Genomic DNA, 10661 nt, shown 5'->3' on the forward strand with positions numbered 1-10661 from the left:
AACATGCTCCCCACGGTCGCCGACGTGCTGGCACTGGACACGGTCCGGCGTGGCAGTCCCCGGGTGGTGGCGGGTGGCGACCGGCTCGACACCCGGGTCCGGTGGGTTCATGTCGGCGAGGTCCACGACATCGCGCACCTGTTGCGCGGCGGCGAGCTGGTCCTCACGACCGGAGTGGCGCTGCCGAGCGAGCCCGGCAAGCTGGCCGACTACATCGGCGAGCTGGCCGCCGTCGGCGCCTCGGGCCTGATCGTGGAACTCGGCCGCCGGTTCGTCCGCGAGCTGCCGGCAGCGGTGGTCGAGGCCGCGGAGGAGCACGGGCTCCCCCTGATCACGCTGGCCCGCGAGACGCCCTTCGTGCAGATCACCGAGTCCGTCCACGCGCGGATCATCGACATCCAGCTGCAGGAGCTGCGGGCCTCGGAACAGTTGCACGAGGTGTTCACCGAGCTGTCGGTCGAGGGCGCGTCCCCGGCCGAGGTGCTCAACCAGGTCACCCGCTTCTCCGGCCTCCCGGTGCTGCTGGAGAACCTGGCCCACCAGGTCCTGGCGTGCGACGCCGCCGGTGGCGACACGGGGAGCCTTTTAGCCAACTGGGAGACCAGGTCGCGCGCCGTCATGCCTTCCGAGCGGACCGCCTACGACGCGGCCGCCGGGTGGCTGGTGACCATGGTGGGCGCCCGCGGCCAGGACTGGGGACGGCTCATCCTGCTGCACGACGGACCGCCCAGCCCCCGCGACATCGTGCTCGCCGAACGCGCGGCGACCACGCTCGCGCTGAGCCGCCTGCTGGAGCGGCATCAGGAGTCCCTGGAGCGGCAGGCACACGGGACCATACTGACCGGCATCCTCACCCACGCGTACGCCGACCCCGACGAGGCCGCCGCCCGCGCCCGCGCCGTCGGGGTCCCGCTCACCGGCCGCAGGCTCGTCAGCGTCGTCATCCGGCTGACAGCGCCCGTCGGCACCGCGCTGGGCGAGCAGGCCAGGCTGGGCGAGCTCGCCGAGGCCGGCGCCGCCGCCTGCCGCGAGGCCAAGCTGCCCGCCCTGGTCGGGGCGCTGGACCAGAGCCGCGTGGGAGTGCTGCTGCCGCTGCCGCCCCGCACGACCGCCGAGACCGCGCTCGGCGCGCTGGCCGAGCGTCTGCGGGCGAGCTTCGCCACGCCGTTCGTGCTGGCGGCCGGCTCGGTCGTGGAGTCGATCAAGGACGTACGGCGCAGCTTCCTGGAGGCGGAGCAGGTGGCGGAGGTGGCGGTGCGCCAGCCCGACGGGCGGCCGTTCTACCGCCTGCCCGACCTGCGGCTGCGCGGCCTGCTCCACCTGCTGCGCGACGACGCCCGGCTGCAGACCTTCGCCGAGCGCGAGCTGGGGGCCCTGCTGGCCTACGACGCCCAGCGGCACGGCGACCTGACCAGGATCCTGCGCATCTACCTCGACGCCGGACGCAACAAGGCGGTGGCCGCGCAGAGGGCCCATCTGTCCCGCCCCGCGTTCTACGACCGCCTGCGGCGGCTGGAGCGGGTCCTCGACACCGACCTCGACGACGTCGAGTCGTGCCTGTCGCTGCACGTCGCACTGCTGGCCCTGGAGACCTTCCGCCGCGAGAGCACCTGATCGGGAAGGGGCTGTCGTGTACCCGGTCGTCGAGGCGAGCGAGGACTTTTGACCCGTTACAGGGCTCGGTGGGCGGCTCTTTGCGGAGATGCTGACACCCGGAAAGTAGGTATGTCGTCCAGGGTGTAAGTCCTATCGCACCCGACTACTTTCCGTATACTCGCGCTCACTGGGTGAATCGTGCTTACCTCGAAACGTGCCCACGATGAGCGAACCCAAAATCAGCCCGACGGTCGTGGTGCGGGCCCTGTCCGCACGCTTCCCCAAATGGACCATCTGGTGGGGCCAGGCCACCGCGCACTACTGGGGCATGTCCCGGCGGCGCGACGGGCTGCTCGTCCACATCGAGGCCCGATCCGCCCAGGAGTTCGTCCAGCGGGCCCGGGCGATCGACGCCGACACCCCCTGACCTTCATGCACTTATGTCCCCAAACGACTGATTCTCCGTCGGGAATTTCATGCCATTTGCGCGTTTCCGTCGTCTCCGTACGTGAATGTCGCCACGATGGTCCCGCAAGGATCACCAATGGGGAGTAATCGCATGAGACGCCGCCTTGTCGTCGGGGCCGCCGTACTGGCCCTGACGACGACCATCCCTTCGGCACCGGTCGCCGCCGAGCCCGTCGCCGGACTGCCGACGACGAGCTTCCCTCTCGGCGAGCCCGGGATACCGAAGTCGGCGGCCAAGAGCCTGGCCCCCGGAGTCGGCTACTTCACCCTTCACCACGGCACGCCACAGGACGGGTACACGGTCAGCGTCGTGGTCAAGGGCAAGGACTTCATGTCCGAGGCCAAGGCGCAGGCCCAGGCGACGGCCGTGCAGATGGCCGGTCTCGAGCCCCTCATCGTGAAGTTCACCCGACCGGCCGTCGCGGACCACCCCGCCGGCGACTACTTCATGGTCCGGGTGGGCAGCTGGCCGCTCGACGGAAAGGCCGAGGCCGCCGAGGTCGTCAAGCAGCTCAAGGACGCCGGGGTGACCGCGAAGGTCGACTTCGAGGGCGACGACGGCTTCGTCACCACCGGCCCCTGGAGCGTGCGGGTCATCGTCGTCGACCCGCGTACGTTCCGCGGCTCCTACCAGGCCTCTGTGGGCACGAGCGTCGCCAAGAGGGAGACGGTCTCGGCCATGGCCTCCGCCGCCAAGGCGCTCGCCGCCGTGAACGGCGGCTTCTTCGACATCCACACGCTGCCCGCCTTCCGCGGCGACCCCACCGGCATCTCCGTCGTCGGAGGCAAGCTGCTCAGCGAGGCCGTCGCCGGCCGTGTGGGCCTGGTCCTGCGGGGGCGCACGGCCCGCGTCACCGAGTTGTCGTCCTCGGTCGCCGCCCGTGCCGCCGACGGGACCACGGCGGAGGTGACCGGCCTCAATCGGGTGCCGAAGCCGGACGAGCTGGTGATGTACACCGAGGAACTCGGGCGGGACACCCCGCAGGACGGCGGGACCGAGGTCGTCCTCGACGAATCCGGCAGGGTCACCGCCGTCCGTCAGTCCGGCGGCGCCGTGAAGCGCGGCACGCGCGTGCTGCACGGGGTCGGAGCCGCCGCCGACTGGCTGTCGCAGCACGCCGGTGACGGCACGACCGTCACGGTCACGACCCGGGTCACCGACCTGCGGACGAACAAGGCCATCCCGCTGACCCCGGAGACCAACATCATCGGGGGCGCGATCGGCCTGGTCCGGAACGGCACGACCTCCATCACCGCCTCGCGGGACGGCATGGCCAACACCAACATGATCCTGCGGCGCCACCCGCGCACGCTCGCCGGCGTCACCCGCGACGGCAAGCTCGTCATCGCGGTCGTCGACGGCCGCGCGCCGGGCAGCACGATCGGCGCGTCGTTCTTCGAGGCGGCCGAGCTCATGCGCTGGCTCGGCGCACGCGACGCGATCAACCTGGACGGCGGCGGGTCGACCACCATGGTCATCGGCAAGAAGCCGGCCAACCGTCCCTCCGACGGCGCCGAGCGGGGAGTCGGCGACGCCCTGCTGATCGTCGGCGCGCGCTGAGCCTGCTCCTGGGTCTGCTCACACCGGAGACGCCGCGAGCAGACGAGCGACAGTGTCGTCGTCGCAGGTGTCCCAGAACGCACCGACCGTGTCTTCGAGGTGGTCGAACGAGGCCGCCTCGAAGAGCACCTCCTGATACTTCGTGATGTCGTAGTGGGTGGTCCCCATCGCGGCGAGGTCGAGCGGGCGGATGTCCATCCCGCGGAACTCCTCGATCTCGCCGTACGAGCTGAGAATCCCCGCGCCGTACGCCCTGGGCTCGCCGTCCTCCCGCATGACGCCGAACTCCAGGGTGAACCAGAACACCTTGGACACGAACTCCAGCGCCTCATCGGTCTCCACCTGGCGCGCCGCCCTGCCCGCGGCCCGGTACAGCGCGGCGAAACGAGGCGAAGCCAGGGTGTTCGCGTGCCCGATCACCTCGTGGACGACGTCCGGCTCGGGGGTGTAGAGGGGCACGGAATGGTGCCGGATGTACTGGGTGGAGTGGAACAGGCCGTCCGCCAGGACGCCGTAGAACTCACGGAGCGGGACCAGCCCCGCCGCCGGCAGGTAGCGGAATCCGGTCAGCGGCTCAAGAAGGTCGCCGACCTCCTGGAGCTGCGGGATGCGGTCCTTGGGCAGGCCGAGCCGTCCGGTCGCGTCGAGGAACTCGCGCACCGCGTACTTCCGATGCTTGACCGCCAGTTCCTTGGTGACGAGCGCCCACACCTGGTGCTCCTCGTCGGTGTACTCGGCCGTCGGGATGGGATCACCAGGAGTGTGACCGAGCGCCAGCGCCGCGATCGCGTTGCGCCGCTGACGGTAGACGGCGTCCGCGAAACCGGGATGGCTCGTGGCCAACTCGACGACGACGGATCCGTCATCCTTCGTCGCCACCGGAGCGAAATACTGCGCTTCTTCAAACATACTCCCATATGACAGCAAGTAACCGCTTCGCTGGCAAGAGTGACCAGTCAGAGTGTGCGAAACGCTCAAAACCGCGCAATCGCGGCCGGTCGCACTGGTCGATTCGCTCAGTCGAGGCGTAGCCTCGGCGCATGCTCGACGCGCTCGACAGCCGCCTGCTGACCACCATGCGGGCCAACCCCCGGATCGGGCTCACCGAACTGGCCCGCCTGCTCGGCGTGGCTCGCGGCACCGTCCAGGCACGACTCGACAAGCTCATCGCGCGCGGCGTCATCAGCGACTTCGGCCCGACGATCACGACAGAGCAGATCGGCTACCCCATCCTCGCCTTCGCGTCCCTGCAGATCGCGCAGGGCCGGCTGACCGAGGCCGTGCGGTGGCTGGCCGACGTCCCGGAGATCCTCGAGGTGTACGGCACCAGCGGCCAGGCCGACCTGCTGTGCCGTGTGGCCGCCCGCAGCACCCCGCACCTCCAGGAGATCATCGCCCGCATCCTCGCCTCACCCGCCATCCAGCGGACCGACACGACGATCGCCCTGTCGACCCAGATCCCCTTCCGCATCGAACCCCTGCTGCAGGCCGCGGTCACGCCGCCCACACCGTAACGACCGCGCTCCGGCGGACCGGGTTAACACGGAACGGGCTCAGACACCGGCTCGGGCCGTTTCGGTACCTAGCCGACTGCATTCGGTGGTGGTGTGGGCAGCTCGACGACGACACGGAGTCCGCCCGCAGGGCAGGGGACGATGGTGAGGGATCCATAGTGCGCTTGGGCGATCCTCTTGACGATTGCCAAGCCGAGGCCGACGCCTGGATGGGCGTCGCATACTCTTCCGGTGCCGCGCTGGAACGGTTCGGTGAGTGTCGCGACCAACTCTGGAGACAGCGTCTCGCCGCTGTTTTCGACAGTGAGCACCACGGTCTCGGGACGGACGCTGGTCGTGACCCGCACGGTGCCGCGTCCGGGCAGGTTATGCACGATCGCGTTGTGCACCAGGTTCGTCGTCATCTGCAGCAGGAGCGTGTGCGACCCCAAAACCGCGGTGATCTCACCGGAGGTCTCGATGGTGACACCGCGCTTCTCGGCGAGCGGGAGCAGTGTCTCGGCGGCCTCTTCCACGAGTAGGGACAGGTCGGCGGGCTCTCGGGTGAAGGACCTCTGGTCAGCACGGCTGAGCAGGAGTAGCGCCTCAGTGAGGTCGATCGCGCGAGCGTTGACAGCGTGGAGGCGGGCGAGGAGTTCGCCATGGTCGTGTTTCGGGTCCTTGCGAGCCACGTCGAGAATCGACTGCGAGATCGCCAGCGGGGTGCGCAGTTCATGCGAGGCGTTGATTGCGAATCTCTGGTGTTCGGCGACGTGTGCTTCGAGCCGGGCGAGCATGGCGTCGAAGGCGTCGGCGAGTTCGCGGAACTCGTCTCTGCGGCCTTCCAGCCGGATGCGGTGCGAGAGCGACCCGCTCGCGGCCACGCGTGTCGCGTCCGTGATGCGGGTCAGCGGAGCGAGCATGCGGCCGGCGAGAATCCACCCTCCCACGAGGCCGAACACTAGAAGGAAGACCAACACGATGGCCGCGGCCGGCGCGAAGGTAGCCAGCAGGAGGTACCGGTTGGGTGCTATGCCGAGAAGGCCGGGCCAACCATCAGGTACGTAGCGGAGCAGGAACATCCACACGGCAGCGAGCAGCAAGGCGCCGGCAAGCATGAGGAACCCGGCGTAGCTGAGGGTGAGTTTGATGCGAACGCTCAACCCAGGCGCCCTATCCACGGTCCCGTTCCTCACGCCCGGCGTCGGGTTTCGTGTGGATGCGGTAGCCGACGCCGGGCACGGTGACGATGATCTCGGGTGCGCCGAGTCGTTTCCGCAGGGCGGAAACGGTGATGCGGACGGCGTTGGTGAAGGGGTCGGCATTCTCGTCCCACGCCCGCTCCAAGAGCTCTTCGGCGCTGACGACACCGCCTTCGGCGGCCACGAGGACTTCGAGCACGGCGAACTGTTTCCGGGTGAGCGCGACGTAGCGGCCGTCGCGGAAGACCTCGCGACGGAACGGATCCAGACGCAGGCCTGCGATCTCTCGTACAGGTGGCCTGTTGTACGCGCGCCTGCGGTCGAGTGCTCTGAGCCGGAGCACGAGTTCTTTGAGTGCGAAGGGTTTCGTGAGGTAGTCGTCGGCGCCGAGCCCGAATCCGGAGGCCTTGTCGTCGAGCCGGTCGGCAGCGGTGAGCATGAGGATGGGCATGCCACTGCCGGAGGCGACGATACGCTTGGCGATCTCGTCCCCGGAGGGGCCGGGGACATCGCGGTCGAGGACGGCGATGTCGTAGGCGTTGATGGTCAGCAGTTCCAGAGCGGTGTCACCGTCACCGGCGATGTCGGCGGCGATCGCTTCCAGGCGCAGGCCATCGCGGACGGCTTCCGCCAGGTAGGGCTCGTCCTCGACGATCAACACACGCATACTCTCGAGGCTACGAGCCGGAACATATCCTCGGCATATCGAAAACCGCATAGGCCCTGACAACACCATGCTGCCTTGACTGCAGGCATGACCTGCAGCGAACCGGCGCGAACAGCACCCCGCCACCCAGCCCAGACCCGGGACTCGGTTGCCGCCAGCGCGCGGAACCTGACCAAGACCTACGGCCAAGGCGACACCAAGGTGCATGCCCTGCGTGGCGCCGACCTCGACCTCCCGCGAGGCAGGTTCACCGCGATCATGGGCCCAAGCGGATCGGGCAAGTCCACGCTGATGCACTGCCTGGCCGGACTCGACCAACCCAGCGGCGGCACCGTCACCGTCGCCGGCACCGACCTCGGATCACTCGACGACGACGCGCTCACGATCTTCCGCCGCGAGCACATCGGCTTCGTTTTCCAGTCGTTCAACCTGCTGCCGATGCTCACCGCGGGCGAGAACATCGTGCTCCCCCTTGAGCTGGGCGGTCGCCGAGTCGACGACGCGGCGCGGGAGCGCGCGCGCATGCTCGCCGACATCCTCGGCGTGGCCGGCAGGCTCGGCCACCGGCCCGCGGAGCTGTCCGGCGGTCAGCAGCAGCGAGTCGCGATCGCCAGGGCGCTGATCACCCAGCCGGATCTGCTGTTCGCCGACGAGCCCACGGGAAGCCTGGACAGCACCACGTCGGCGGAGGTGCTGGATCACCTGCGCCGGTCGTCGCGCGAGCTCGGCCAGGCCGTCGTGATGGTCACGCACGAGCGGGACGCGGCGGCGTACGCCGACTACGTGGTCACCATGCAGGACGGGCGGATCGTCTGATGCGTACCGTCCTCCTCGCGTCGCTGCGCGCCCACATCCGCAGGTATGTCGCAGCGGCCATCGCGGTCGGCGTCGCGGTCGCCTTCGTCGTCGTGGTCGGCGTGCTCACGTCCGGGGCACACAGCGGACTCTTGGACGGCCTGGGGGCGCCGTACCGCAATGCCGACCACGTGGTCTCGGCGGCGAGGTGGCCATCAAACGAGTTGGACCCGAAGGCCGCGATCGCCTACACCGAGCGACACGGTGAGAACGCGGCCGCGACCGGCCGGGCAATGCTGCCGGCGCGCGCGAACGGCCGACGGCTATCGGAAACAACCGTAGGGCCGATCGCCACCTCGGAGGATTGGCGCTGGCAGAAGCTCAGCTCGGGTCACTTCCCGGCAGGCACGGGCGAAGCGGTGGCGGACGTGTACTTCGCGCTGGCCGAGAACATCGCGGCCGGCGACCAGGTTCGGATCGGCGAGGGCGCCGCCGCGCGTGACGTACGAGTGGTCGGTCTCGTGGAGTCGCCCTCGCCTCCGGCCCAGGCCTCGATGTACGTCACCTGGCCGCAGTTGCTGCAGTGGCGCAACCAACTCCACGTGACCGCGGTGGCGGTGCGCGGGGAGGTGGGTCAGCTCCCCGAAGGCGCGAAGGCGCAGTCGCCGGACGCGTTCGCCGCGGAGCGGCTGACCTATGTCCAGAACCGGGTGGACAGCCTGTCAGTGATGCTGCTGTTGTTCGCCGGCACCGCGATCTTCGTCTCGGTCCTGGTCATCGCGAACACGTTCTCCATCCTGTTCGCGCAACGACTCCGCGACTTCGCGCTGCTGCGGTGCATCGGCGCGACGCGGCGGCAGGTGGTGCGTTCGGTACGCCGCGAGGCAGCCGTCGTCGGGGTGCTCGCGTCACTGACCGGGACACTGGTCGGTATCGGTCTCGGCTATGGGCTGATCGTCCTGATCAACGCCTTCACGCCCGCCATCCCGATGGGCGCCGCCGGGGTGCCCACGCCCTGGCTGCTCGGAGGTTTCGCCGTCGGCCTGGTGGTCACCATGGTCGCGTCCTGGTTGCCGACTCGACGTGTGGTGCAGGTGAGCCCTCTGGCGGCGCTGCGCCCGGATGCCCCGGTGGGCGTGCGGACGGTTACCGGCCTGGTGCGGCTGGCGCTCGCGGCGATCCTCCTGCTCACCGGGCTGACCCTGCTCGGGGTGGCGATGGCCCAAGGCAGTACGCCGGTCATGGTGGCAGGCGGCGGAGCGGTGTTCGCCGGCGTGCTCATCTTCGGACCGGTGCTCGTTCCCCGCCTGGTTCGGATCATCGGCGCGCTGCTCGGCCCCGCCGGGCGGCTGGCGACCAAGAACGCTGTGCGCAATCCGCGACGGACCGCCACCACCACTGCCTCCCTGCTGGTCGGCGTCACCTTGACGACCGCCGTACTCACCGGGATGGCCACCTGGCGTTCGTCGTTGGACGAGCAGATCGGCAGGGACCACCCCATCGATGTCGCGCTCACCTCGCCCAAGGAGCCGGTCACCACCGACCTCCTCGTCCGGGTACGTCACACGCCCGGTGTGGAGCAGGCCATTGCGGTGGACGGCGCCGTGGCCCGAGTGGCCGGGCTCGACAAACCGATCCCGGTTGTCGCCGCGCCGGCCGCGGCGCAGGTGGCCCGCGACGGCGGGGCGTTCGCCCGCGTCGAACCGGGGCAGATCAGAATGGATTCCGGGGCCTTCGGCAAGAACCTGGGTTTCCGGCCCGGTGACCGGGTCACCGTGCGCGTCGGCGAGCGGCAAGCCCAGTTGCAGGTCGCCGTCGGCACCGGCTGGGGCCCGGTGGGCGTGGTCGCGCCCGAGACGCTGGCGACACTCACCGACGCCGCCCAGCCGCGCGCCATCTGGATCCGCGCCTCCTCCCAGGCCGACCCTGCTCGGCTCGGCATCTACCTGGACGAGCTCGCGGATCCGGTCGGCGCGACCATCGAGAACGGGTTGCGGACCTGGGAATCGCTGGACCAGCAGCTGGGGATCTACACCTGGTCAGCGCTCGGCCTGCTCGGCATCGCCGTCGTGATCGCCCTGATCGGGATCGCCAACACCCTGGGCCTCTCCGTGCTCGAACGCGCCCGCGAACACGCGATGCTCCGCGCGCTCGGGCTCACCCGTAGACAATTGCGACGGATGCTGGCGACCGAGGCAGTGCTGCTGTCAGGGGTGGCCACCCTGCTCGGCACCGTGATCGGTGTCGGGTTCGCCTGGGTCGGCTACGAGACCATCGTGAAGCGGGCTCTCAGCGACGCCGTCATGCAAATCCCCTGGCCGTCTATCAGCGCCGTCGTCCTCATCACCGCCCTTGCCGGACTCCTCGCCGCTGTCCTCCCGGCACGCCGGGCCGCCCGGGTCACTCCAGCGGCAGGGCTGTCCCTCGAATGATTCCTTCGTCAATCGCTTGGCCGATTGGCTGCTGAGGAGCCGGGGCGGCCCTGCACCACAATCTCAGCCGACGTTTCCATCCGGTGCCGGCCGGCAACCCCGGACATGCGAAAGCCCCGGCCAACCACAGCCGGGGCAACCCACAACAGCACAAACAAAAAAGGGGGGTGATGAACACCCCCAAATGCGGAAGGGCCACCCCAACAGGGGCGGCCCTTCACAAAGATTGTCCGGCGGCGTCCTACTCTCCCACACCGTCCCCGGTGCAGTACCATCGGCGCTGGCAGGCTTAACTTCCGGGTTCGGAATGTAACCGGGTGTTTCCCTGCCGCTATAACCGCCGTAACCCCACGAAACACACAACCAACTCAACTACAAGCGGTTGCTGTCTCTGAGATCACATAGTGAACGCGAGCACATCATGGTCAAGTCCTCGGCCTATTAGTA

9 protein-coding genes and 1 rRNA gene are annotated in these 10661 nt (G+C 69.2%); 6 read left to right on the forward strand and 4 right to left on the reverse strand.

Annotated features, from left to right (window positions below; translation table 11 throughout):
• Nucleotides 1-3 precede the first annotated feature (3 nt).
• The 3 genes from ACGFIB_RS04700 (at nt 4) to ACGFIB_RS04710 (ending at nt 3625) form a co-directional block, all read left to right on the forward strand.
• On the forward strand, nt 4-1614 hold the full coding sequence (locus ACGFIB_RS04700; RefSeq protein WP_142576003.1) for a PucR family transcriptional regulator: 1611 nt from the start codon (nt 4-6) through the stop codon (nt 1612-1614).
• 205 nt (nt 1615-1819) lie between these two features.
• Entirely contained in the window at nt 1820-2023 is a 204-nt protein-coding gene (locus ACGFIB_RS04705) for a hypothetical protein (RefSeq protein WP_142576005.1), read from the forward strand.
• A gap of 132 nt (nt 2024-2155) precedes the next feature.
• Entirely contained in the window at nt 2156-3625 is a 1470-nt protein-coding gene (locus ACGFIB_RS04710) for a phosphodiester glycosidase family protein (RefSeq protein ID WP_393368417.1), read from the forward strand.
• A gap of 18 nt (nt 3626-3643) precedes the next feature.
• Here the strand turns inward: ACGFIB_RS04710 and ACGFIB_RS04715 are convergent, their stop codons facing one another.
• A complete protein-coding gene (locus tag ACGFIB_RS04715) occupies nt 3644-4504 on the reverse strand; it encodes a phenylalanine 4-monooxygenase (protein ID WP_357252620.1) in 861 nt (286 codons plus the stop codon).
• A gap of 161 nt (nt 4505-4665) precedes the next feature.
• On the opposite strand from ACGFIB_RS04715, the gene ACGFIB_RS04720 reads away from it, so the two are divergent.
• Nucleotides 4666-5139, forward strand: a complete 474-nt coding sequence (locus ACGFIB_RS04720; RefSeq protein ID WP_142576011.1) for an Lrp/AsnC family transcriptional regulator — start codon at nt 4666-4668, stop codon at nt 5137-5139.
• Nucleotides 5140-5207: 68 nt separating this feature from the next.
• Here the strand turns inward: ACGFIB_RS04720 and ACGFIB_RS04725 are convergent, their stop codons facing one another.
• Both ACGFIB_RS04725 and ACGFIB_RS04730 read right to left on the reverse strand, forming a co-directional pair.
• On the reverse strand, nt 5208-6281 hold the full coding sequence (locus tag ACGFIB_RS04725) for a sensor histidine kinase (protein WP_393368420.1): 1074 nt from the start codon (nt 6279-6281) through the stop codon (nt 5208-5210).
• A gap of 10 nt (nt 6282-6291) precedes the next feature.
• Nucleotides 6292-6987, reverse strand: a complete 696-nt coding sequence (locus ACGFIB_RS04730; protein WP_142576015.1) for a response regulator transcription factor — start codon at nt 6985-6987, stop codon at nt 6292-6294.
• Between the two features lie 87 nt (nt 6988-7074).
• Here ACGFIB_RS04730 and ACGFIB_RS04735 point away from each other — a divergent pair, with 87 nt between their 5' ends.
• Both ACGFIB_RS04735 and ACGFIB_RS04740 read left to right on the forward strand, forming a co-directional pair.
• Complete coding sequence (locus ACGFIB_RS04735) at nt 7075-7803, forward strand: ABC transporter ATP-binding protein (RefSeq protein WP_357252612.1); 729 nt, start codon at nt 7075-7077, stop codon at nt 7801-7803.
• Nucleotides 7803-10214 (forward strand): ABC transporter permease, encoded by a 2412-nt coding sequence (locus ACGFIB_RS04740; protein ID WP_393368423.1) that lies wholly within the window; start codon nt 7803-7805, stop codon nt 10212-10214. The genes ACGFIB_RS04735 and ACGFIB_RS04740 overlap by 1 nt, the downstream gene beginning before the upstream one ends.
• Nucleotides 10215-10442: 228 nt before the next feature.
• Here the strand turns inward: ACGFIB_RS04740 and rrf are convergent.
• Nucleotides 10443-10559 (reverse strand): 5S ribosomal RNA (gene rrf, locus ACGFIB_RS04745).
• Nucleotides 10560-10661: the final 102 nt, after the last annotated feature.

Origin of the sequence: Microbispora bryophytorum, assembly GCF_043197435.1 — a bacterium.
In the GTDB taxonomy this organism is placed as follows: domain Bacteria; phylum Actinomycetota; class Actinomycetes; order Streptosporangiales; family Streptosporangiaceae; genus Microbispora; species Microbispora bryophytorum.